This is a genomic window from Streptomyces sp. NPDC055400 (assembly GCF_053644375.1).
This window is the reverse complement of sequence record NZ_JBSHLM010000002.1, coordinates 421,168-443,090: the sequence shown is the minus strand read 5'-3', so window position 1 is coordinate 443,090 and position 21,923 is coordinate 421,168. Positions and strand designations below refer to the sequence as shown.

Annotated in this window: 23 protein-coding genes and 2 pseudogenes; 11 read left to right on the top strand and 14 right to left on the bottom strand. The window is 71.6% G+C overall.

Going from position 1 to position 21,923, the window contains the following annotated elements:
• Positions 1-5: 5 nt before the first annotated feature.
• From ACWIGU_RS06415 to ACWIGU_RS06405, 3 genes and pseudogenes are all read right to left on the bottom strand, one after another.
• Complete coding sequence (locus tag ACWIGU_RS06415; protein WP_454398019.1) at positions 6-653, bottom strand: CatB-related O-acetyltransferase; 648 nt, start codon at positions 651-653, stop codon at positions 6-8.
• Between the two features lie 51 nt (positions 654-704).
• On the bottom strand, positions 705-1,541 hold the full coding sequence (locus ACWIGU_RS06410; RefSeq protein ID WP_454398017.1) for a peptidoglycan-binding protein: 837 nt from the start codon (positions 1,539-1,541) through the stop codon (positions 705-707).
• Positions 1,542-1,584: 43 nt separating this feature from the next.
• Positions 1,585-2,064 (bottom strand): annotated as a pseudogene (locus tag ACWIGU_RS06405) (DUF4291 domain-containing protein); the annotation flags it as partial.
• A 274-nt stretch (positions 2,065-2,338) separates the two neighbouring features.
• Between ACWIGU_RS06405 and ACWIGU_RS06400 the strand changes: the two are divergent.
• A complete protein-coding gene (locus ACWIGU_RS06400; protein ID WP_454398015.1) occupies positions 2,339-4,057 on the top strand; it encodes a sialidase family protein in 1,719 nt (572 codons plus the stop codon).
• Entirely contained in the window at positions 4,058-4,525 is a 468-nt protein-coding gene (locus ACWIGU_RS06395) for a hypothetical protein (RefSeq protein ID WP_454398013.1), read from the top strand.
• A 191-nt stretch (positions 4,526-4,716) separates the two neighbouring features.
• Here the strand turns inward: ACWIGU_RS06395 and ACWIGU_RS06390 are convergent.
• Positions 4,717-4,863 (bottom strand): annotated as a pseudogene (locus ACWIGU_RS06390) (DUF4291 family protein); the annotation flags it as partial.
• A gap of 193 nt (positions 4,864-5,056) precedes the next feature.
• On the opposite strand from ACWIGU_RS06390, the gene lpdA reads away from it, so the two are divergent.
• Entirely contained in the window at positions 5,057-6,466 is a 1,410-nt protein-coding gene (gene lpdA / locus ACWIGU_RS06385) for a dihydrolipoyl dehydrogenase (protein WP_454398011.1), read from the top strand.
• A 72-nt stretch (positions 6,467-6,538) separates the two neighbouring features.
• Here the strand turns inward: lpdA and ACWIGU_RS06380 are convergent, their stop codons facing one another.
• The 5 genes from ACWIGU_RS06380 to ACWIGU_RS06360 form a co-directional block, all read right to left on the bottom strand.
• Positions 6,539-6,958: a TOBE domain-containing protein gene (locus ACWIGU_RS06380; RefSeq protein WP_356275073.1), complete on the bottom strand. Its 420-nt coding sequence runs from the start codon at positions 6,956-6,958 to the stop codon at positions 6,539-6,541.
• A gap of 181 nt (positions 6,959-7,139) precedes the next feature.
• Complete coding sequence (locus ACWIGU_RS06375; protein WP_454398009.1) at positions 7,140-8,216, bottom strand: ABC transporter ATP-binding protein; 1,077 nt, start codon at positions 8,214-8,216, stop codon at positions 7,140-7,142.
• 61 nt (positions 8,217-8,277) lie between these two features.
• A complete protein-coding gene (gene modB, locus ACWIGU_RS06370) occupies positions 8,278-9,159 on the bottom strand; it encodes a molybdate ABC transporter permease subunit (protein ID WP_454398007.1) in 882 nt (293 codons plus the stop codon).
• On the bottom strand, positions 9,156-9,995 hold the full coding sequence (modA, locus tag ACWIGU_RS06365) for a molybdate ABC transporter substrate-binding protein (RefSeq protein ID WP_454398005.1): 840 nt from the start codon (positions 9,993-9,995) through the stop codon (positions 9,156-9,158). Before modA ends, modB begins: the two co-directional genes overlap by 4 nt.
• Before the next feature lie 71 nt (positions 9,996-10,066).
• Positions 10,067-10,453, bottom strand: coding sequence for a TOBE domain-containing protein (locus ACWIGU_RS06360; RefSeq protein WP_454398003.1), 387 nt, complete (start codon positions 10,451-10,453; stop codon positions 10,067-10,069).
• Between the two features lie 148 nt (positions 10,454-10,601).
• Between ACWIGU_RS06360 and ACWIGU_RS06355 the strand changes: the two genes are divergently transcribed.
• Complete coding sequence (locus tag ACWIGU_RS06355; RefSeq protein ID WP_454398001.1) at positions 10,602-11,072, top strand: molybdopterin-dependent oxidoreductase; 471 nt, start codon at positions 10,602-10,604, stop codon at positions 11,070-11,072.
• 185 nt (positions 11,073-11,257) lie between these two features.
• On the opposite strand, the gene ACWIGU_RS06350 is transcribed toward ACWIGU_RS06355, so the two are convergent.
• The 3 genes from ACWIGU_RS06350 to ACWIGU_RS06340 form a co-directional block, all read right to left on the bottom strand.
• Positions 11,258-11,650, bottom strand: coding sequence for a TOBE domain-containing protein (locus tag ACWIGU_RS06350; RefSeq protein WP_454397999.1), 393 nt, complete (start codon positions 11,648-11,650; stop codon positions 11,258-11,260).
• 22 nt (positions 11,651-11,672) lie between these two features.
• On the bottom strand, positions 11,673-12,128 hold the full coding sequence (locus ACWIGU_RS06345; RefSeq protein WP_454397997.1) for a GNAT family N-acetyltransferase: 456 nt from the start codon (positions 12,126-12,128) through the stop codon (positions 11,673-11,675).
• 123 nt (positions 12,129-12,251) lie between these two features.
• Entirely contained in the window at positions 12,252-14,750 is a 2,499-nt protein-coding gene (locus ACWIGU_RS06340) for a SpoIIE family protein phosphatase (RefSeq protein ID WP_454397995.1), read from the bottom strand.
• Positions 14,751-14,924: 174 nt separating this feature from the next.
• Here ACWIGU_RS06340 and ACWIGU_RS06335 point away from each other — a divergent pair, with 174 nt between their 5' ends.
• From ACWIGU_RS06335 to ACWIGU_RS06305, 7 genes are all read left to right on the top strand, one after another.
• Entirely contained in the window at positions 14,925-15,335 is a 411-nt protein-coding gene (locus ACWIGU_RS06335) for a RidA family protein (protein ID WP_100594553.1), read from the top strand.
• Positions 15,336-15,407: 72 nt separating this feature from the next.
• Positions 15,408-16,055 carry a DUF1707 SHOCT-like domain-containing protein gene (locus ACWIGU_RS06330; protein ID WP_454397993.1) on the top strand — a complete coding sequence of 216 codons (648 nt, stop codon included), beginning with the start codon at positions 15,408-15,410 and terminating at the stop codon, positions 16,053-16,055.
• Between the two features lie 87 nt (positions 16,056-16,142).
• Positions 16,143-16,787, top strand: coding sequence for a TetR/AcrR family transcriptional regulator (locus ACWIGU_RS06325; protein ID WP_454397991.1), 645 nt, complete (start codon positions 16,143-16,145; stop codon positions 16,785-16,787).
• A 164-nt stretch (positions 16,788-16,951) separates the two neighbouring features.
• The gene (locus ACWIGU_RS06320) at positions 16,952-17,887 is read left to right on the top strand and encodes an alpha/beta hydrolase (protein WP_454397989.1); all 936 of its coding nucleotides are present in this window, start codon (positions 16,952-16,954) and stop codon (positions 17,885-17,887) included.
• Positions 17,823-18,761 (top strand): alpha/beta fold hydrolase, encoded by a 939-nt coding sequence (locus ACWIGU_RS06315; RefSeq protein ID WP_454397987.1) that lies wholly within the window; start codon positions 17,823-17,825, stop codon positions 18,759-18,761. The genes ACWIGU_RS06320 and ACWIGU_RS06315 overlap by 65 nt, the downstream gene beginning before the upstream one ends.
• A gap of 71 nt (positions 18,762-18,832) precedes the next feature.
• Complete coding sequence (locus ACWIGU_RS06310; protein ID WP_454397985.1) at positions 18,833-19,672, top strand: alpha/beta fold hydrolase; 840 nt, start codon at positions 18,833-18,835, stop codon at positions 19,670-19,672.
• An 88-nt stretch (positions 19,673-19,760) separates the two neighbouring features.
• On the top strand, positions 19,761-20,327 hold the full coding sequence (locus ACWIGU_RS06305; protein WP_454397983.1) for a GNAT family N-acetyltransferase: 567 nt from the start codon (positions 19,761-19,763) through the stop codon (positions 20,325-20,327).
• Positions 20,328-20,344: 17 nt separating this feature from the next.
• On the opposite strand, the gene ACWIGU_RS06300 is transcribed toward ACWIGU_RS06305, so the two are convergent.
• Together ACWIGU_RS06300 and ACWIGU_RS06295 are read right to left on the bottom strand one after the other, a co-directional pair.
• Complete coding sequence (locus ACWIGU_RS06300) at positions 20,345-21,145, bottom strand: cache domain-containing protein (protein WP_454397981.1); 801 nt, start codon at positions 21,143-21,145, stop codon at positions 20,345-20,347.
• The gene (locus ACWIGU_RS06295) at positions 21,099-21,917 is read right to left on the bottom strand and encodes a FadR/GntR family transcriptional regulator (protein WP_454397979.1); all 819 of its coding nucleotides are present in this window, start codon (positions 21,915-21,917) and stop codon (positions 21,099-21,101) included. Before ACWIGU_RS06295 ends, ACWIGU_RS06300 begins: the two co-directional genes overlap by 47 nt.
• Positions 21,918-21,923: the final 6 nt, after the last annotated feature.

Sequence of the window (21,923 nt, the reverse complement as noted above, 5' to 3'; positions counted from 1 at the left end):
CCCGATCACCGCGGCTTCGGGGCCGCGGCCTCCAGAGCGTCGACGGAGCCGGACATGACGGTGCGCACGTGCTCGGTGAGGTGCTCGGCGGGCCAGTCCCACCACGCGAGGGCGAGCAGGCGCTCGACGTCCTCGTCTGAGTAGCGGCGGCGGATGAGTTTCGCCGGGTTGCCGCCGACGATCCCGTAGTCGGGCACGTCGGCGGCGACCACGGAACCCGAGGCGATGATCGCCCCGTGCCCGATGCGCACGCCGGACATCACCGTGGTGCGGTAGCCGAACCACACGTCGTTCCCGACCACCGTGTCACCCCGGCCGGGCAGCCCGCTGATGAGATCGAAGTGGTCCGCCCACGAACCGCCCATGATGGGGAAGGGGAACGTCGAAGGGCCGTCCATACGGTGGTTGGCGCCGTTCATGATGAACCGCACGCCCTCGCCCAGCGCGCAGAACTTCCCGATGACCAGCTTCTCCGGCCCGTAGTGGTACAGCACGTTGCGCGTCTCGAAGGCGGTCGGGTCGTCGGGATCGTCGTAGTACGAGAACTCGCCGACCTCGATCAGCGGCGAGGTGACAAGCGGCTTGAGCAGCACGACCCGCGACTGCCCCGGCATCGGGTGAAGCACGGTCGGATCGGCAGGCACGAACGACATGACAGGTCAACTTCCTCACGTGGTACGGGACGATGCCGGACGGCCATGCTCTCAGCCGCGCCGGGTCTCCGACTCCAGCGCGGCCCGCGTCCGGGGACCGTACACACCGGGGTCCTCGTCGATGCCGCGGGCCACCTGATAGCGGTGGACCGCGTCCGCGACGTCGGTCGAGTACCTGCCGTCGACCGGCTCCGTGTACAAGTGGAGCTGGGTCAGCCGTCGTTGGAGGTCTTTGACCTGACCGCCGTGGCTGCCGGTGGACAGGACTCGGGCGCCGGTCACGGGGCGGGTGGCGGAAGACACCGTGGGTGCGGGCCCGGAAGTCGTCGCGGTGGGGGACTTTGCCGAGACGGATGCGGATGTGGATGTGGAGGCCGCGGACGAGGTGGTTCCCGAGACCGTGGACGACGGGTCCGGGGAGCGGGTGGGGTTCGTGTTGCCGCCGTTCTCAGTGGTGGGGCCTTCCGTCCGTGCCGACGTGGAACCGGTCGGTACGGGCAGGGCCGGATCGTCGACCGAGGACACCGCCTCGCTCGGGCCCGCTCCGGAGCTGAACACTCCGCTCGCTATGGCGATGACAGCGGCCGTCCCGACACCCACCACCGCCGTACCGGCGAGCAGCCATGGCCTGCGGCGCACGGGCGCGCGCAGACGGCGACCGGGCGGGCCGGGACGCTCCGGCGTCCGGGCCGGCGAGCCGCCGATGACCGGCCCCTCGAAGAGCCGCAGATCGTCCTGGGCCACCGGGCCGACGGACTGCCCGGGCGGGGCCACCTGCCCGAACACCGGGTTCGCCGGAATCTCCGGTGCGGCCTTGGGGCACGCGCACGCCGGGGGCTGGTCGGCAGCGGCTCCGGCCCCGCACAAGGGGCAACGCTGTGCATTCACGTGAATCGCCCCTCCTCCGGGCGGGCACAGCATATGACGACGATCAGGTGGACCTCTCCCCGGCAGCGACCACGAGGTGGTCCAGCACATCGTCCTCGACCGGATACGGCGTCTCCTCGGGTAGCAGACGCCGGGCGGCGTCGAGATCGCCTTCGCGCACCAGGGCGCGCACCTTGTGCGCGAGGGTGGTCACGTCGGTGACGGACGCCGTCCACTCATCTGCGAACAGGCCCGCGGCGCCGTTCGCGAGACCGAGTTGCAGCGAACGGTACGGGAGCGGCTGGAGCCGCAAATCGCGTTCCGGATCCCACTGGACGCGCGCGGGAGCCTGCTTGAGCCGACGCTTCCAGGTGTCGCGGTCGGGGTGCAGGCCGCGCTCGTAATGCGACAAACAGGCGTGCCGCAGGGCCCATTCGAATCCGTCACGGGTGATCTCGATACCGAGGACGGTCTCCTGCCCCTCCTTGGTGCCCCAGCCCGAGCGGTACATCATCCACAGGAACGACGGCTTGATCCACGTCAAGCCGTGTTCGCAGTCCTTTCTGGTGCACCCTCGTGTGCACTGTCCGGCCCGCTTCGAAAAGATTTCGGTTTCTCGCGACGGACGCCGCCTGCCTCCTCGTAGAGCAGACGAAGGCACCACCCGTACCGCTACGCACCACCACCCTTGGTCCGACTCGCGAACCTACGAGGTACCTGTGGCTCTCCTCTCGACATTCCGTCTTCACCGCCACCCGTGGTCGCGGGGGCGTCTCGCCGTCGGGTTGCTGGCACTCATCGCCGGAACCCTGCCGAGTGTGTCGGCCGACGCCGCCACCCCGCCCTCCGGATCGGTCAGCGACACTGCGCCCACGACCACGTGGAGCGCCGGTCCCTTCGCCGTCCCGAACGTCTCCGGCACTGCCGGGACGGTGAGCTGCGGGAATGCGCAACTCTGCGACGACTACACCCTGAAGGCGTCGGTGCCCGTGGGCTACGACGCCGGTCACAGCCTGCGCGTCGATGTCAAGTGGCCTGACTCCGCAGCCGACTTCGACCTGTACGTCCTCGACGCGGACGGCCGCGACGTTGCCGCCTCCGCCTCTTCCAGCGACCCGGAGACCGTGCTGCTTCCGGCGGTGACGGCCTCGTACACCGTGCGCGTGGTGCCGTACGCCCCGCTCGGCGACAGCTTCACCGGCACCGCGAGCCTGGTCGCCGATCCGGCCGATCCGCCGCCGAGTACGGCGACCCCGCCGATGTACGCGAACTCCTCGGCGCCCGACAGCATCAAGGACGCGCACAACGCCGGCGAACCCTCGATCGGCGTCGACCGCGCAACCAGTGCCGCGATGTTCCAGGCGTACACCTCGACGCTGAAGGTCACCTACGACGGCGCCGGCGCCGCCACCTGGCAGGACAAGAGCGCCAACGCGGCCAACGGCTGTCCGCAGGGCAGCACCACCAGCCTCGACCCGATCCTGTTCACCGACCCGGCGACCCACCGCACCTTCGAGTCGCAGCTCGCCGGCAAGACCGCTCTGACCTGCTACACCGACGACGACGGCGAGACGTGGACGGTGACAGGCGGCTCGGGCATCAACTCCGGTGTGGACCACCAGACCATCGGTGGCGGCCCCTTCACCACGGGCGCGCCGGGCGCCGTCACGGCGTACCCCAACGCCGTCTACTACTGCTCCCAGGACATCGCCGACGCCTCCTGCGCGGTCAGCCGGGAGGGCGGTCTGACGTACGGGCCGGCCGTTCCGATGTACTCGCTGCTGGACTGCGGCGGCCTGCACGGGCATGTGAAGGTCGCCCCGGGCGGCACGGCGTACGTGCCCAACAAGGGCTGCGGCGGCAACCAGGCCGTGGCCGTCTCCGAGGACAACGGGCTTACGTGGACCGTCCGCAAGAACCCGTCCAGTACCCCCGGTGACTCCGACCCGAGCGTCGGAATCGGCGCCGGCGGGACTGTGTACATGGGCTACCAGAACAGCGACGGCACCGCGCGGATCGCCGCCAGCCACGACAAGGGCAGGACGTGGCTGTACGACCAGAACGTGGGCGCGTCCCTCGGCATCAAGAACATCGTCTTCCCCGCCGTGACCGCGGGCGACGACAACCGCGCCGCCTTCGCCTTCCTGGGCTCCACCACCGGGGGCAATTACCAGGACACAGCCAACTTCAAGGGCGTCTGGCACCTGTACGTTGCCACCACTTACGACGGTGGCCAGTCCTGGGTCACCGTCGACGCCACCCCCACCGACCCGGTGCAGAAGGGGTCCATCTGCACGGGCGGCACCACCTGCGGCCAGGACCGCAACCTCCTGGACTTCATCGACGTCACCCTCGACGCCCAGGGCCGCGTGCTCGCCGCCTACGCCGACGGCTGCACCGGCACCTGCGCCACCGGCGGCGCTCAGAACTACGACGCACTGGCTTCCATCGCCCGCCAGTCCTCGGGCAACACGCTGTACGGCGCGTACGACGCCGTGGTCGCCGGCAAGCACAAGAACTCCAAGGGAGGCCGCTAGGTGAAGCCGTTCGCATCGGCTCCCGTGCTGGTCGGCGCCGTCCTCGGTCTGGCGGCCGTCACTGGATGCTCGCCCACGCCCCGGAACGCCGGGCCCTTGCGTGCGACGCCGTACACGGCCGCTTCCGCGCCCGGCGGCTGCCCCACCGCCGCCTCACTGCCGCTTCCCAAGGACTTCCCGGCGGATCTGCCGGTGCCCGAGGGCGCGGTCGTGATCTCGGTGGAGCACCGCACCGGCGGCCGGCTGATCGTCGCCACGGTCGTACGGAGTGGCTTCGACGCCACCCTGGCCTTTCTGCACAAGCAGCTCCCCAAGGCCGGATTCACCGCGAAGGACGGTGAGGTGGAGAAGGACGACGCCGAGTCGAACTTCTCCTCCGCGACCGTCCGGGGCCGCTGGACGCTGCGGAAGATGCCCGGCTGCGAGGGAGGGGTTTACGTGACGTACCTGACGTCGGCGGTCTCCTGAACTCGGCCCGGCCGAGGCCTCTTCCCGGCCGGTGGAACCGCGAGTGGCCACCTTTCGCGGCGAGCGGCACCGCGTGCGACGCCGGCCGAAGGGTGGCCCCTCGGACTGGAAGACCGCTGGTGAACAGGTGCACCGCGAGCCTGAAAGGCCGGCCGGTCAAAGGACGGCGAGACGGCAGCCCTGGATCAGATGACCCACGTCATCCGGTCCCGCTTCCAGGCCGGGGGGAACCGCCCCTCACGGGCCGTGGCGAGACCGAGGTCAGGGCGGAACGCCTGATAGACCGTCACGGTCGACGCGGTGTGCAGGGCGCGGATCCTACGGGTCGGTTCTTCCATGCTGGACAGGGTGCGGGGCGCGGGCGTCGAGAGGCCATCGATTTCCTGGCGTGACGGCGTAACGTCACGACGCCTGACGGCGCGTGGGCCGGGGAGGCGCGGGCGTTGCGTATTCGCGCGGTCCGGGTCTCGGACGTACCGTCGTGCACGTCAGCGCCAGACTCGCGTCTCACCGAAACGGCAGGAACGCTCCATGAGTACCACGCACTACGACGTCGTCGTCCTGGGCGCAGGGCCCGGTGGCTACACCGCGGCCGTGCGCGCCACCCAGCTGGGTCTTCGCGTGGCGGTCGTCGAGGAGAAGTACTGGGGAGGTGTCTGCCTGAACGTGGGCTGTATCCCGTCCAAGGCGCTCCTGCGCAACGCCGAACTCGCGCACATCTTCACGCAGCAGGCCTCGGCCTTCGGCATCCGCGTCGACGGGCAGGTCAGCTTCGACTACGGCGAGGCCTACCGGCGCAGCCGCAAGGTCGCCGACGGCCGGGTCGCGGGCGTGCACTACCTGATGAAGAAGAACGACATCACCGAGTACGACGGGCGCGGCACGTTCACCGACGACCGCACGCTCCGGATCGACCTCACGGCCGGCGGCACCGAGACCGTCACCTTCGGGAACTGCATCATCGCGACCGGCGCCACCACCCGCCTTCTGCCGGGCACCGCCCTCAGTGACCGCGTGGTCACCTACGAGGAGCAGATCCTCACCGAAACGCTCCCCGAGTCCATCGTCATCGCGGGCGCCGGAGCGATCGGCGTCGAGTTCGCCTACGTCCTGCACAACTACGGCGTCAAGGTGACAGTCGTCGAGTTCCTGGACCGCATGGTGCCGACCGAGGACGCCGACGTGTCCAAGGAACTCTCCCGGCAGTACCGCAAGTTGGGCATCGAGGTGCACACCGGGACGCGGGTGGAGTCCATCGACGACAGCGATCCGGCGGCCAAGGTACGCGTCACGGTCTCCAAGGACGGGCAGCAGCGCGTGATCGAGGCCGACAAGGTCCTCCAGGCGATCGGCTTCGCGCCGCGGACCACCGGATACGGGCTCGAGAACACCGGCGTACGGCTCACCGAGCGCGGCGCCATCGACGTGGACGGACGCGGCCGCACCAACGTGCCCCACCTCTTCGCGATCGGCGACGTCACCGCGAAGCTGATGCTGGCACACGCGGCGGAGGCCATGGCGGTGATCGCCGCCGAGACGATCGGCGGCGCGGAGACCATGGAGGTCGACTTCACCATGATCCCGCGCGCCACCTACTGCCAGCCGCAGATCGCCAGCTTCGGCTGGACCGAGGCGCAGGCCCGCGAGCAGGGCTTCGACGTGAAGGTGGCGAAGTTCCCGTTCTCCGCGAACGGGAAGGCCCACGGCCTCGGTGAGCCGACGGGCTTCGTCAAGGTCATCAGCGACAACCGGTACGGCGAACTGCTCGGGGCCCACCTCATCGGCCCCGAAGTCACGGAACTCCTCCCGGAGTTGACGCTGGCTCAGCAGTGGGACCTGACCGTCCACGAGGTGGCCCGCAACGTGCACGCCCACCCGACGCTGGGCGAGGCCGTGAAGGAGGCGGTGCACGGGCTGGCCGGACACATGATCAACATGTGACGTGCGTCCGGGCGGCAGCCTCTCCGGTGGCCGGCCGGGTTTCCCCGGTCACGTAACCAGAGCCCCCGGCCGCTACACGGTCGCGAGCGAGACCTCGGTCGACTTGATCAGGGCCACGACCGAGGAGCCGGGGGCCAGGGCCAGGTCGGTGACGGCGTCCTTGGTGATCGCGGAGGTCAGTTCGCCGCCCTGGATGCTGACCTTGACGGAGGCCATGGCGCCGCCCGCGACGACGCCGTCGACCGTTCCGGGGAGCTGGTTGCGGATGGACAGGCCCTCGACCGTGCCGGTGGCGAGGGAGACCTCTGTGGACTTGACCAGGGCACGTACGGCGGATCCCTCGGCGAGGCCGAGGCCCTTGACGGCATCCAGGGTGATCGCCGCGGTGATGTCCTGGCCGCCGTCGAGGCGGACCGTGACTGTCGCCATGGCCTCACCGGCGGTGATGCCCGTAACGCTGCCGGGTAGCTGGTTGCGGATGCTCAGGCTCATGCGGAACGCCTCACAGAAATGGTGCGGAATGCCAGGTTTTGGGCCTGTATAGGCATCACCGTAGTCGGGTTGGGTGCGGCTGCGTGTGAGGCCCGTCGCATCTGCGAGGCGAGGGGGCGTGAGCGCCTGGCAGGTCGCAGGCGCCGAGTTTGTTACGGGCGCCTGCGACCTGCACGCCGGGTCAGGCGGGATACGCGTGCGTCTGCGCCGCCTTGACCGTGGCCCAGACCGGCGCGCCGGGGTGCAGGTTCAGCTCGGCGGCGGCGACCGTCGTGAGGTCGGCGGCGAGCTCGAGTTCACCCGTGAGGTCCGCGCGGATCTGGTCCCCGTGGGTCTCGAGGCCGGCGACCTGACAGCGCCACAGATTCCGGGCGCTGGTGCCCGTGGGCCGGTCCCGGTACAGGGTCACGGCACCCGGCGGGAACGCCACGAAGGCGGGTCCCGACAACTCCTCGCTGGTCGCGATCTCCGGACCGGAGTCGACCCGCACCACGTGCCCGCCGGCCTGCCCCTTGTAGTGGTTCAGGCCGACCAGCTGGGCGATGTAGTCCGTGCGAGGCCGACGGGCGATGTCGGCGGGGGCGCCCTCCTGGACGACGCGCCCGTGCTCTATGACGACGAGCCGGTCGGCGAGCACCATCGCGTCCAGCGGGTCGTGAGTGACCAGTACGGCGACGGCCTCGAACTCGGCCAGATGGCGCCGGAGTTGGGCACGCACGTCGAGGCGCGTGCGGGCGTCGAGCGCGGCGAGCGGCTCGTCGAGGAGCAGCAGCCGGGGACGGGTGGCCAGGGCGCGGGCCACGGCCACGCGCTGGGCCTGGCCGCCGGACAGCCGACGCGGCTTGGCGCCGTGGTGGTCGGCGAGGCCCATGCGGTCCAGCCACCGCGCGGCCTGCTCACGCGCCTCGGTCTTGGGCACGCCATGGCAGCGCGGGCCGAAGGCGACGTTGTCCAGGGCGCTCAGATGGGGGAAGAGGAGGTAGTCCTGGAAGACCACGCCGACCGGCCGGGACTCGGGCGCCGTACGGTCCAACGCGGCGCCGTCCAGGTGCAGATGGCCACCCGTCAGAGACATGAGTCCCGCCAGGGCGCGCAGAGCGGTGGTCTTGCCGGCGCCGTTCGGTCCGAGGAGCGCGACCACGTCGCCCGGGGCCACGCTCAGGGCGACGTCGAGGCGGAAGGTGCCGCGGTCGACGACGAGGTGGGCGTCCAGGCCTTCGGCGCGGATGCCGTCGGTGACCTGGTCGATGTGCGTCATGAGGCGGTCATCCGGTGGTCGGACGGTCCGGCGGGGACCGTGAGGGAGAGAGCGGCGCCGGTCATGACGCCGTCATCCAGCGGTCCCGCAGCCCCGCGAGGACCGCGATCGACACGGCGAGCAGCACCAGGCTGAGGGCGATCGCGGCGGCCGGGTCGTTCTGGAGCGCCAGGTACACGGCCAGTGGCATGGTCTGCGTACGGCCGGGGAAGTTGCCCGCGAAGGTGATGGTCGCGCCGAACTCGCCGAGCGCGCGCGCCCAGGCGAGGACTGCGCCCGCTGCGATACCCGGCATGATCAGCGGCAGCGTCACCCTGCGGAACGCAGTGAAGCGGGAGGCGCCCAGCGTCGTGGCGGCTTCCTCGAACCGCGGATCGGCGGCCCGCAGCGTGCCCTCCACGGAGATCACGAGGAACGGCATCGCCACGAACGACTCCGCGACGACGACCCCCGCCGTGGTGAACGGCAGCGTGATCCCGAACCACGAGTCCAGCAACTGCCCGACGACACCGTTGCGCCCGAGCGCCAGCAGCAGCGCCACGCCGCCCACCACCGGTGGCAGTACGAGCGGCAGCGTCACCAGAGCCCGGACGAGGCCGCGCCCGGGGAATTCCGTGCGCGCGAGCAGCCAGGCCAGTGGCACCCCGAGGACCAGGCTCACCGCCGTGGCCGCCGTCGCGCAGATCAGCGACAGCTGGAGCGCCTGCCAGACCTCCGGACTCGTCAGCTGGTCCGGCAGGCTGCGCCAAGGGGCCCGTACGAGCAGGGCGATCAAGGGGAGCAGCAGGAACGCGAGGCCGAGGAGGGCGGGCAGCAGAAGCGGGAGAGGCACCCCGCGTCCTCGGGCGCCCGGCCGGGCACGCCGACGCGGCGGCCCGGCCCCACGGGTGTCACCACCCGTGAGGACCTCGGCCGCGGCCCCGGACTTGTCGAGCTCGGTCACGGCTTGAGGAACCCTGCCGCCGTCAGGACCTTCTGGCCCTGGGGGGACTGCACGAGCGCGATGAACTCCTTGGCCGCTTCGGCGTTGGGCGCGTCCTTCAGGAGGGCGATCGGGTAGTCGTTGATGGCACTGGCGGACTCGGGGAACTCGACGCCCTCGACCTTGTTGCCCGCGGCCTTCACGTCGGTCTTGTAGACGACGGCGGCGTCGGCCTCCTTCAACTCCACCTTCGTCAGAGCGCTCTTGACGTCCTGCTCGTACGAGGCCGGGGTGAGCTTCAGCTTGCCGGCGTCCAGCGCCTTCTGCGCGGCGGCGCCGCACGGCACCGTCTTGTCGCAGAGCACGACCTTGAGGCCGGACTTGGTGAGGTCCTTGAGGGAGGCGACCTTGTCGGGGTTGCCCGGCAGGGTCGCGATCTCCAGCTGGTTGCGCACGAACGTCGACGGGGCGGTGGCTGTGCCCTTCCCGTCCTTCTTGTCCGTCACGATCGCCATCGTCTTGGGGCTGGCGGCGGCGAACACGTCGGCCGGCGCGCCACCGGCGATGCTGGCGGCGAGGGTGTCGCTGCCGCCGAAGCTGAACGTCACCTTCGTACCTGGGTGGGCCTTCTCGAAGTCCTTGCCCAGGGTCGTGAAGCTCTCCTTGAGCGAGGCGGCGGCGAAGACGGTCACCGTGCCCGTGAGCTTCTTGGCGGAGTCCGCGGACGCCGAGGAGGAAGAGTCAGTCTGGGAGGACGCGTCCGAGCCGGAGGAGCAGGCGCTCAGCGCCAGCAGCGCGGCGACGCCTACGCCGGTCACCTGCACGGTCCGGCGGGTCCGGCGCGCGTAACGGGTCATCACGGGGTTACTCCCTAGGGCTCTCTGGAGAAGAAACGGGCTGATTCTCCGCGAAGCGTCCGGCAGACACTTCAAGGACTTTCGACGACCACGTTGGTCGATTTGATCACGGCGACGGCAGGCACACCGGGTTCCAGCTCCATCTCCTCGGCCGACTCCCGGCTGACCGTGGCCACGACCCGCAAGGGTCCGGCCTGGATTTCCACCTGCGCCGAAACGTCCCCGAGGATCACCTCGGTGACGATGCCGGAAAGGCGGTTGCGCGCCGAGGATCCGTTGTTCGTCCGCTCGGTGCGGTACAGCTGTCGGGCGAAGGACGCCAGGTCCGGCCCGGGGATGCTCCGGCGGCCCAGCTCGTCACGCTCGGCATGCAGCTTCCCGCCGTCGGCCCAGCGGCGAAGGGTGTCGGCGCTGACGCACATCAAGGCGGCCGCCTCCCCGATCCGGTAGGTGCGCATGCACGGATCATACTGCCGCAGATGCGAGGTGAAAGTCTCTTGTCACATCGCATGAGCTGGACCATGTGCGGACGGGGGTAGGCATGTGCGTTTGTATGAGACTGCTTCGCCCTCGGCCCGGGTACGGTCATTCGGGAGGTGGTGGTCCGTGCGTCGATCCCCTACGGCCGCCGGTCCGGTGGCAGAGCTCGCCCTGACCGGCGATGTCGCGCGCCCGGCCCGGCTGACGGTGCCCGATCTGCTCGACTGGCCCCAGCATTCGGCCCGGGTCAGCTTCGAGTGCGCCACCAGCGGCATCCAGGAGCACAGCTTCGCGGGCCCGCTGCTGCACGACGTCCTGCACGACGCGGGACCCGGCTTCGACCCCGCCCGGCGCAAGGACCGGCTGCGGTTCCTTATCGCGGTGACCGGAGACGACGGCCATCACGCCCTGCTGTCCTGGGCGGAGATCGACCCGGACTTCGGGCAGGCGCCCGTCCTGCTTGCCGTCACCATCGACGACACGCCCCTCGACCGGGCCGGCCCCCAGCTCGTCCTGCCCCAGGACCGCTGCGGGGCGCGGCACATCAGCGGCATCAACGCGATTCGCGTGGACGGGTGTTACACGTCGTGGGCGTGAGAGGGCGAGAGCGTCATCGGCACACCGGACCCGGGCGAACAGCGCCGGCCGGGACGCGGTCGACGGGGCCCCGCGCGGCGGACAGTTGGCGGGAGCGCACACCTACTCCCCGTCGACGGGCGACTGTTGAGGCGTAGCCGACCGGCGGTTCCCGAGGCCGATGAGGCGGCCGCCTCCCGCAGACGTCAGGTGCGGTCGATGTGCACGTTCGTCGACTTCACGCGGGCGGTGGCCTCCGCGCCGACCTCAAGTCCCAGCTCCTCCACGGCCTCACGCGTGAGCAGCGACACCAGCCGGTGAGGGCCCGCCTGGATTTCCACCTGGGCCGCTACATCGCCCAGCTTCACGGCAGTGACGATGCCGGGGAAGGCGTTGCGCGCGGAGGTGTACGAGATGTCGTCCTCGCCGGCGGTCCTGGCGACCTCGACCGAGAGGGCGGCCAGGTCCCTGCCGTCGATGAGCCGCCGCCCACCCGCGTCACGGTGGGTGGCCACTCTGCCCGCATCGGCCCATCGGCGCGCGGTGTCCGGGCTCACGCCGAGGAGCCGCGCGGCCTGGCCGATCGTGTAGGACTGCATACGCGCCAAGATAGACGAATACTCAGGTGAGCCCGTCCTCGGCGAGTCGCATCGTGAACCACAGCGCGGGGTCCTCCGGCAGCACGTAGCGCTCCACTTCCACGAACCCGTGCTTCTCGGCGAACCGCACCCCGGCCACGTTCGACGCCAGGATCACCGTCTCGATGACGGCGGCTTCCAGTGTCCGTGCGTGCTCCAGGCCGTGCCGGTAGAGCACTTCGCCGAAGCCCTGCCGCCGGTGGTCGGGGAGCACTCGGGCGATCACCGTGGCCGTGCCGGTGTCGTCGGCCGGCGGGCGCACCGTCGTGCAGCCCACGAGGGTGTCGCCGAGATAGGCGACTTCCAGATGGTTGCGGCCCACCCGCTCGCGCACGTCGTCGAGGGACAGCGGGTCGGCCGGGATGATCAGGTTGTGGACGTGACGCCAGTCCTCGATCAGGGCGTCGCCCTGCACCTCTTCAATGCGCAGATCAGTCATCGCAGCAGGAAATCCTGCGCACCGCCACACGTCAACTGCACATCAGCGCCCGGCAGTCGGTGATCGGGCGACCTCAGTCCGGCCTGGAGGGGCCTCGAGGGGATGCGGTGGCGCGGCGCCGCATCAGCGCGTCGTCTCAAGGGGCGGTCCGTCGGTCCCGGTCCCGGTGTCCGGTTCGTCGGTGAGGGACTGTTCGGCCCAGATGATCTTCCCTTCGAGGGTGTAACGCGCTCCCCAGCGCTGGGAGAACTGGGAGACGAGAAACAGCCCGCGCCCGCCCTCGTCGGTGGTGCGGGGGTGGCGCAGATGCGGAGCGCTGGCGCCCGCGTCGGACACCTCGCAGATCAGCGCCCGTTCGACGATCAGACGCAGCCGGATCGGCCCGGACGCGTACCGGATCGCGTTGGTGACGAGTTCGCTGACGACGAGTTCCGTGGTGTAGGCGAGTTCGTCGAGCCCCCATTCGGACAGCTGCCGGGTGACCTTCCTGCGCGCCTCGGCGACGACCGCCGGGTCGCTCTCCAGATCCCACGACGCGACCTGCCCGGTGCCGAGACGGCGGGTGCGGGCCATCAGCAAAGCCACATCGTCGATCGGGCGCGCGGGCACCAGCGCGTCGACGACGGCCACGCAGCGGCCCTCCAGGGACGGGCCGCGCAGCTCCAGGGCATGGCGCAGGCGCTCCCGGCCCGCGTCGAGGCCGGGCTCGCGGCCGGGTTCCCGGGGGTCGACGGCGAGCAGTCCGTCGGTGTGCAGCGCGAGCACAGTGCCTTCCGCGAGGGAGAGCTCGGCCGCCTCGAAGGGCAGACCGCCCGTGCCGAGCGCAGGCCCGATCGGGAGGTCGGGGAAGGAGACCTCGCCGTCGGGGGTCACGAGCGCGGGCGGGGGATGGGCGGAGCTGGCCACGGCACACTGGCCGCTGACCGGGTCGTACACCACGTACAGACAGCTGGAGCCCACGGCCTGGACCGCGCTGCCGGCGTCCTCCTCGCGTGCGCCTCTGCTGACGAGGTCGTCGAGGTGGGCGAGCACCTCTTCCGGCGGCAGGTCCAGATCGGCGAGCGTCTGGACCGCGGTACGCAGCCGTCCCATGGCGGCGGCGCCGTCGATGCCGTGGCCGGGGACATCGCCCACGACGAGGGCGACCCGGGCGCCGGACAGCGGGATGACGTCGAACCAGTCGCCGCCGAGGCCCGTCAGCTCGTCCGCCGGCCGGTAGCAGGCGGTGACGTCCACCGCGTTCTGCTCGGGCAGGTGGCTCGGCAGCAGACTCCGCTGAAGCACCAGCGCGGCATCGCGTTCGCGTGTGTAGCGGCGGGCGTTGTCCACGCAGATCGCGGCCCGGGCGACGAGCTCCTCCGCGAGCGCCAGATCGTCCGCGTCGAACGGGTCCGGGCGGTCCCGCCGGAAGAAGCTGGTGATGCCCATCGTGACGCCGCGCGAGCGGATCGGCACGATCATCATCGAGTGCAGCCCGAACTCCATGAGAGAGGCCGCCGGGCGGCCGGGGCCGCTCGCCGTCCAGTCCTCGGCCTGAGGGCCGACCTGCTCCTCGTGCCAGGACTCGCCGCTGGTCAGGACGCGGACGGGGGGTGAATCCGCGTGATAGTGGACCGTCTCCCCGATGTGGACGACGGTCTCGGGGACGCCGTCGCGTACAGACCGGTGGCCCGCGCGCCGCACCGTCACCACCTCGGAGTCGCTCGGCGGCCCCGGCGTCGGCTCGGCCCCTTCGAGCACCGACTCCAGCAGATCCACTGCGACGAAGTCCGCGAGGCCGAGCACCGCCACATCGGCCAGTTCCTGCCCGGTCTGCAGGACGTTCAGACTCCGGCCGATGTGCTCCCCGGCCCGGTCCAGGAGGGCGAGCCGCTGCCGGGCCAGATAGCGGTCGGTGATGTCCATAGCCGTGTAGTACACGCCCAGTGCGTGCCCGTTGTCGTCGTTGAGCCGCGAGAACGACATGGTGTGGGCGATCTGGCGGTGCGGGGCGGACCGCACGCGGCCCACGTGCTCGTAGTCCACGATCGCTTCGCCCGTCTCCAGGACCTCGCGCATCTTCGCCTCGAGCCGCTCGGAGTCGAGCCCGGGCTGGATGTCCGCCAGCCTGAGTCCGATACGGTCCTGCGCCGGGCCGCCGCCGAACCGTGCCAGCGCCTCGTTCGACCACACGTACCTCAGATCCGTGTCCACGATGGCGATCCCCAAGGGGGAGCGCGTGGACATCTGCTCAAGGACGGAGCGGCTCATGTCCCATCCCGGCGCCCCCGTCAGGTCCGTCACGAGCGCGATCCAGCGCTCGGGTCCAGGGCTGAGCTGCGCTTCGACGACGCGTGCCATCAGGGTGACCGAGTGGCCGTCGCGGTGCCTCGCCGTCAGGATCCCGGACCAGCCGCCGGCCCTCCTGCACCGCTCGCTGAGCGTGCGAACCCGGGCCGCGTCCGCGGGCAGCAGCAGCTCGGCCACCTTCCGGCCCACGACCTCGGCGGCCGCGTACCCCAGCAGCCGCCCGGCTGCGCCCGACCAGCCGGACACCACCCCGTGCGTGTCGAGCAGCACCGGCGCGGCGTCCGCCACGTCGAAGCGCTGCTCGGTGGCATCGCTGTGCTCGCTCGTCCCCACTGCGCCCCGCTCCGTCCTGAAGGTGGCTCCCCCTCTCGTCCATTCTTCACCTCGTGTGACGATGGCGGCAGCTGTTCGCCGCCCGCACGCCTGCGCGCCGGGAAAATCCAGGGCGCCCGCCGAAGTTCCTTGCGAGGATGACCGCCCGTCGTACCCGCTTCGAAAGGAATTCGCGTGCCCCGCGCCGTCTCGCTGATCCGCTCGTCCTCGCTGTCCGACGTCGCCGAGTACGCCTACGCGGCCACGGCGCCCGCGGAAGCGCGGCTGATCTTCCTCGCGGGGGCCTGCCCGCTGAACGAGGACGGCTCGACGGCGGCCGTCGGCGACTACGCCGGACAGGCGGCCAAGGCCGTCGAGAACATGCGGACGGCGCTCACCGAGTCCGGCGCCACGCTCGGCGATGTCATCAGCACCCGCGTCCTCGTCGCGTCCACGCGCCAGGAGGACCTTGTGACGGCGTGGGAGGTGGTGCGCGACGCGTTCGGCGACCACGACGTCCCCAGTACGTTGATGGGGGTCACGGTGCTCGGGTACCACGACCAGCTCGTGGAGATCGAGGGCGTCGCGGCGGTACTGGACTCCTGACGGGGCGGGCCGATCGCGGGTGGCCGCCCGGGCCGGTACCACGGGTGGCGGCAACGCCACTAGAGTGCGTCCATGCCCGGTGAAATGGTGCCAGACCGCCGCGAGCTGCGTGCGTCGCACGAGGAGCGCGACCAGGTCGTGGAGCGGCTGACGGTCGCCGCCGGTGACGGCCGGCTGACCGCGGACGAGCTGGACGAACGGCTCGAGGCCGCGCTGACGGCCCGTACCCACGGTGAGCTGGCGGCCCTGCTCGCCGACCTGCCCGACGCCGGTCCCGCGTGGGCCGCCGGGGTCGCGGCCGCAACCCCGAAAGACGTGTCGCGGATCGTCGTCGACAGCGCGAGCGCGAAGCGGGACGGCGGCCGGGTGGTACCCAGGCGTCTGGAGATCGAGTCCAGGAGCGGTTCCGTCGTTCTCGACTTCACCCAGGCCGTCATAGCGGTGCCCACCCTGGAGATCGAGGTCGCGGTGCGCAGCGGGTCGGTGACGCTTCTGGTGCCGCCGGACGTCGTCGCCGACGTCGACGATGTTGCCGTTCGCAGTGGCAGCGTGCGCCATCAGGCGCGGCCCGAGCCCGTGACGCCGGTCAGGCTGCGCATCCAGATGACGGGTGAGGTCCACAGCGGCAGCCTCACCATACGGCCGCCCAGGCCGCCCCGCCGCGGCTTCTGGCAGTGGCTGCTGCGGCGCCCGCGACCGGTGGCGGCGCTCCCTCGCTGACCGGGACCCCGGCGGGACCTACGGATCATGGTCCGCCCTCTGAGGCTATGGTCGGCCCGAGCGTTCGCTGCGCGAGGAGGACCGGCCATGGAAGCCGCCGATGTGAACACCCCTGCCGACGAGGGCTCACCAGGGCGGGCGGGCTACCGGCGGTCGGCCGGGTCGCCGCGCGGTGAAGCCCGGCGGCGGGAACTCCTCGCCCGCGTCACCGAAGACCTCGCGGCCAACGGACTCGTGGACTTCTCGCTCCGGCGCGCGGCGCGAGCGGCCGGCACCACGCACAAGGTGCTCCTGTACCACTTCGACGGGGCCGACGACCTGCTCACGCAGGCGATCGTCCAGCTGCGCGAGCGGCGCATCGCGAAGGCGCTGGCCGCCGCCACCGAGGGCCACGACCGCAGGACGCTGGCGGACTGGGTGCGTACGGTCTGGCCGATCCTCGTGGGGGAGGAGGCGCGCGTGCTCGACCAGGCCATCGGGCTGGCGATGTACGACCCGGAACGCCATGCGGCGCTGGGCCGTGAGGCGTCGCAGCAGTATCTGCCCACGCTGCTGTCCGTGTGTCCCCGGCACTGGTCCGACCGTCGCAAGCTCGAGGTCGCCGAGATGGTCCTCGCCACGCTCCGGGGCTTTCTGGTGGACGCGCGGACCAGCGGTGACGCCGAAGGCGTCGCCGCCGGGTTCGAGGCGCTGGCCCGCGCGCTGGAGCGGGAGGAGGCCGCGGAGGCGTAACTGGCGCCCGGGCGGCCCCCGATCCTGCCGGACCCCGTGGGCGGAGTCCGTGGACAGCTTGTGAACCACGTGGTTCACTTTTGGTGAGGGTGCTTCTCATCCACTCGGATCCACGCGGGTCCACTCGGAGGCCGGTCATGCGGATGTCCATGGAGCGGGAGAACGTGCGATTCCCCAGCGGTGGCACGGAATGCGCCGCGTGGCACTACCCGGGGTCGAACGGTGCGTGCGTGGTCATGGCGGCCGGCGGCGGGGTGACCAAGGAGCCGGGCACCGACCCGTTCGCGGCGCGCTTCCACGCCGCCGGGTTCGGCGTCCTGGCCTTCGACTACCGGCGCCTCGGCGAAAGCGGGGGAGCGCCGCGCCAGATCCTGAACATCGGGGAACAGCTCGCCGACTGGCGGGCCGCGATCGCGTGCGCCGCCGCCCTGCCGGACGTCGACCCCGCCAGGGTCGCGGCCTGGGGTTTCTCGGCATCGGGCGGCCACATCTTCGAAGTAGCGGCGCGCACACCGCAGTTGGCGGCGGCGATCGCGCAGACACCGCTGGCCGACGGACCCGAGGCGTCACGCAGGGCGATGACGCATCAGACGCCGTGGGGAATGCTGCGGCTCACTGTCAGGGGCCTGCTCGATGCCGCGGGTGGTCTCGTCGGACGCGAGCCCTTGCTGATACCGCTCGCCGGGCCGCCCGGGACCGTGGCGGTGCTCACCACGCCGGACGGCAATGACGGGGACCGGGCGCTCAACCCCGGCAACCGCTACCCGGAGTGGCAGCAGGAGGTCGCCGCCCGCACGGCGCTGAGCCTCAGCTTCTACCGGCCTGGCCGCCAGGCGTCCAAGGCGCGGTGTCCCCTGCTGGTCGTCGTGTGCGACCAGGACCGGTCCGCCCTGCCGGGGCCGGCCGTCGCCGCGGCACGGCGTGCACCGCAGGCCGAGGTGGTCCACCTGCCGGGTGGGCACTACGCACCCTTCATGGATGCGCACGAGCCTGCGGTGGAGGCCGAACTCGCGTTTCTGCAGCGCCACTTGACCGATGAGGCACCCGTCGCCGATGGTGTCGCGGCGACCGCCGATCCTTCGGTCCGGAGCCGGTCATGAGGGAGATCGAGCTGTCCGCAGGGACCTTCGAGTACGAGGACACGGGCGGGCAGACGGACGCGGACGCCAGTGGCCCCACCGTCGTCTTCCTGCACGGCCTGATGATGGACGCCTCGCTCTGGGACGGGCCGGTCGCGGAACTGTCGGGCGAGCACCGGTGCGTGGCGCCGACGCTGCCCCTCGGCGCACACCGCCGTGCGATGCGCGACGACGCGCCGATCTGTCGCTGCCCGGCGTCGCCCGCCTCGTGGTCGAGTTCCTCGACCGACTCGACCTGGGCGACGTCACCCTCGTCGGCAACGACACCGGCGGGGCGCTCGTTCAACTGGTCATCTCCGAGGGCGCGACCGAGCGTGTGGGGCGCGTGGTGCTCGTCTCGTGCGAGGCATTCGACAACCTTCCACCGGGGCTGACCGGCCGGACGCTCGCTCTCGCGGGGAAGCTGACGCCACGGATGTTCAGGCTGTTCATGCAGCAGATGCGGCTCGGCGCGGTGCGGAGGCTGCCGGTCGCGTTCGGGTGGCTGACGAAACGGGGCGGCGCCGCGACCGGTCGGTGGATGAGGCCGGTCGTCACGCAGCCGGAGATCCGCCGAGATGCCGTACGGATGCTGCGCGCGGTGTTCCGCGACCCGCGCGTCCTGCTCAGAGCGGCGGAGCGCCTGCCGGGATGCGACCGGCCCGCGCTCGTCGTGTGGGCGCGCGACGACCGCGTGATGCCGCTCGACCACGGCCGGCGCCTCGCCGAGCTCCTCCCGCACGGGCGGCTGGTCGTGATCGAGGACAGCTACACCCTCATCCCCCTGGACCGGCCGACCGAACTGGCTTCGGCTGTACGGGAGTTCACGCGCGTACCCGATCCGGATCCGCGCTAGCGGCTCCCGACCCCACCCGCCCGGGGCCAATCCGCTTGCCATGATCGGCGCGCGGACCCGAGGATGACGCCATGCCCGCCTTCACCGCACCCGACGGCACCCGGCTCGCCTACCACGTCGTGGGGGACGGCGAGCCCCTGATCTGCCTGCCCGGCGGGCCCATGCGCGCCTCCGCCTACCTCGGCGACCTCGGCGGGCTCGCGAAGCGGCGCCGCCTTGTCCTGCTGGACCTGCGCGGCACCGGCGACTCCGACGACCCGGCGGACCCGTCCACGTACCGCTGCGACCGGCAGGCCGACGACGTCGAGGCGCTCCGCGTCCAACTCGGCCTGGAGAGCGTCGATCTGCTCGCGCACTCGGCGGCCGGAGACCTCGCGCTGCTCTACGCTGCCAGGTATCCCGAGCGGGTCCGCACCCTCACCATGGTCACCGCCCGCGCACGCGCCCTAGGTGTCGACTTCACCACGGAGCAGCGGCTCGAAGCGGCGGACCTGCGCGCGGACGAACCCTGGTTCGCCTCCGCACGCGACGCGTTCGGACGGGTCTGGGACGGGACCGCGACCGACGCCGACTTCGACGCGGCGGTGCCGTTCTTCTACGGGCGCTGGGACGCGGCCGCCGAGGCGCACGCCGCCGGCGAGGTCGAGCAGACCAACGAGCGGGCGGCGGATCTCTACGCGTCCGCCGGAGCCTTCGACCCCGCCGCGGCCCGCGCCGCCCTGGCCGGGTGGGACGCGCGGGTCCTGGTCCTGGCGGGCGAGCGGGACGGCGGCCCGCTGCCCCGGGTCGCCGCCGCCGTCGCGGAGCTGTTCCCGCGCGCCCACCTGGTCGTCCAGGAAGACGCGGGCCACTTCCCGTGGGTCGACGACCCCGATCGCTTCACGGAGACGGTGGCCTCGTTCCTGGGATAGCCGCCGCCGTGCGTGCCGTGCATGCCGTGCATGCCGTGCATGCCGTGCATGCCGTGCATGCCGTGCATGCCGTGCCAGGATCGGTTTCATGATGTATCGCTGGGCCACCGAGGCCGACGCTCCCGCCATGGCCGCGCTCTTCGCCGCCAACCACCGCGACGCCCTCACGGAACAGCAGCGGGACGAACAGGGCTTCGTGCAAGGGGGTTTCGACGCCGCCGCACTCCGCGCCATGGCCGCCGCCGGAACGCTGCTGGTCGCCGCCGACGACGGTCGGATTGCGGGCCTCCTCGCCCTCTCCGGCCCCGACGAACTGCCCGCACCACCGCCACCGGTCGCGGGCCTGCTCGCCGCGCAGGACTCGCTGCGCTGGGAGGGCCGTCCGCTGAGTGAGGTGCGCTGGCTGCTCTACGGTCCCGTGGTCGTCGACGCGGCCTACCGGGGGCGCGGGGTGGCGCGTGGCCTGTTCACCATGGCCGTCGAGGCGGCCGCGGCGCGGGCCGACGCGGTGGTCGCGTTCATCGAGTCCACGAACCGGCCCTCCTGGCGCGTGCACGTGGACGGGTTCGGTATGCGGCCCCTGGGCGAGTACGTGGTGGACGGTCGCGCGTACAGCGCAGTCGCGGCGGCGGTGCGTGCGCCGGGTGGTGCCTGAAGGAACAGGACTTGGGTCTACGGCCGCATGGCGGAAGGCATCGCCGTCGCCAGGATCAGCGGGACGCCGTCGCACGGCAGCAGGCGCAGCCCGTCGTGGTCCGTGCCCTGTGCCGGTCCGGCCAGTACCGCCGCGAGGTCGGGGCCCTTGGTGAGGGAGCCGACGAGGTGGCGGGGGTCCGTCGAGGCGGCGACGCGGCCGCGCGCGTTCACCAGACGGGCGGGCCCCGGAAGGCGCTGGAGCAGCGGCACGACGACGGACTCGAAGCGCCGCAGGTAGACGTCGGCGGCGGCCACCCCCATGAAGCGGCCCCCGACCGTCACGGGCGCGGACAGCGTGAGGCTGTACTCGTCGGAGCAGAGGTAGTCGACGTAGGGGCCCGCGACCGCCCGCTGCCCGGTGTCGCGGGGCAGCGTGAACCAGTCCCAGTGGGTGTAGTCCGAGTACGCGGAGCGCTGGGGGTCCAGGTCGAGCAGCAGCCGCTGCACGGATCCGTCCGCGGTCCGCTGCCACCACTCCAGCCACGCGGGTACGTCGTCGAGGAGACCGGGCGCCGCGACGAAGCCGATCCCCGAGACCAGGTCGTAGCGGTCGAGCCGGGTGTGCAGTCCGGGGCGCAGCGCGGACAGGTCGTCCGTGGCCGGGCGGCGGCCCTTGGAGGCGACGGAGGAGAGCAGCGACTCGATGTCCGCGGCGGTGGCGCCGACGGCGTCGAAGACCCCTTCGAGCGCGTCGCGGACGCGGGCGGCCGCGTCGGCTGCCGACAGGTCGTCAAGCAGCGCCGATCCGGCGTGTGCGGGACGGGGGTTGCTGCCCATCGGGGGCCTCCTTCGGGCGGGGACCGCTCGCGTTGCCGGCCGGGCCGAGGCGGAGTTCGATCAGGCGCGCCATGGAGGTCTGCACGCACTGTTCGGCCAGGGCCCTGGCGCGGTCGTCCGCCCCATCATGCACGGCCGAGATCACGGCGCGGTGACGGTCCCCGGCGTCCGCGAGGAGATCGTCGTCGTGCAGCACCAGGCGCAGCAGCGCCCCGACTTCGGTCTGCAGAGCGACTTCTTCCCTGGTCAGACGGGCGGACTGGGCGGCGGCGGCCAGCTCGACATGGAAGCGACCGTAGATGCGGCTGCGGGTCCCCGAGTCCTTGGCGTCCATCAACTCTCCCAAAGACCTCTGCAGTTGCCGCAGATCGGCGGGCTCCGTGCGCCGGGCCGCGAGGCGGGCGGCGGCGCCGGAGACGGCGGCCCAGTGGTCGGCGAGATCGCGCAGTTCCTCGGTGCTCCAGTCGGCGAGGCGGGCGAGGAGCCGGTCCTCGGCGGGGCCGTCGGGGACGGTGACGAAGCTGCCGCCGCCGCGGCCCCTGCGGGTGGTGACCAGGCCGCGCTGCCGCAGCGCCATGAGGGCCTCACGCAGGGTCACGGTGGAGACACCGAGCTGGGCGGCGAGGTCGCTCTCGCCGGGCAGCTGCTCACCGTCGGCGAGCAGCCCCAGGTCGATGGCGTCACCGAGCCGCCGCACGACGGCGTCCACGCGGGCGAGCGTGTCGACGGGTGTGAAGACGGCTCTTCGGACGCCGGTTTTGTCTCGGTTCACGGTCAC

Coding starts and splice junctions, on each gene's coding strand:
- ACWIGU_RS06415 (WP_454398019.1), bottom strand. CDS start 653: ATGTCGTTCGTGCCTGCCGATCCGACCGTGCTTCACCCGATGCCGGGG.
- lpdA (WP_454398011.1), top strand. CDS start 5,057: ATGAGTACCACGCACTACGACGTCGTCGTCCTGGGCGCAGGGCCCGGT.
- ACWIGU_RS06380 (WP_356275073.1), bottom strand. CDS start 6,958: ATGAGCCTGAGCATCCGCAACCAGCTACCCGGCAGCGTTACGGGCATC.
- ACWIGU_RS06375 (WP_454398009.1), bottom strand. CDS start 8,216: ATGACGCACATCGACCAGGTCACCGACGGCATCCGCGCCGAAGGCCTG.
- modA (WP_454398005.1), bottom strand. CDS start 9,995: ATGACCCGTTACGCGCGCCGGACCCGCCGGACCGTGCAGGTGACCGGC.
- ACWIGU_RS06360 (WP_454398003.1), bottom strand. CDS start 10,453: ATGCGCACCTACCGGATCGGGGAGGCGGCCGCCTTGATGTGCGTCAGC.
- ACWIGU_RS06350 (WP_454397999.1), bottom strand. CDS start 11,650: ATGCAGTCCTACACGATCGGCCAGGCCGCGCGGCTCCTCGGCGTGAGC.
- ACWIGU_RS06345 (WP_454397997.1), bottom strand. CDS start 12,128: ATGACTGATCTGCGCATTGAAGAGGTGCAGGGCGACGCCCTGATCGAG.
- ACWIGU_RS06330 (WP_454397993.1), top strand. CDS start 15,408: ATGCCCGGTGAAATGGTGCCAGACCGCCGCGAGCTGCGTGCGTCGCAC.
- ACWIGU_RS06325 (WP_454397991.1), top strand. CDS start 16,143: ATGGAAGCCGCCGATGTGAACACCCCTGCCGACGAGGGCTCACCAGGG.
- ACWIGU_RS06315 (WP_454397987.1), top strand. CDS start 17,823: ATGAGGCACCCGTCGCCGATGGTGTCGCGGCGACCGCCGATCCTTCGG.
- ACWIGU_RS06310 (WP_454397985.1), top strand. CDS start 18,833: ATGCCCGCCTTCACCGCACCCGACGGCACCCGGCTCGCCTACCACGTC.
- ACWIGU_RS06305 (WP_454397983.1), top strand. CDS start 19,761: ATGATGTATCGCTGGGCCACCGAGGCCGACGCTCCCGCCATGGCCGCG.
- ACWIGU_RS06300 (WP_454397981.1), bottom strand. CDS start 21,145: ATGGGCAGCAACCCCCGTCCCGCACACGCCGGATCGGCGCTGCTTGAC.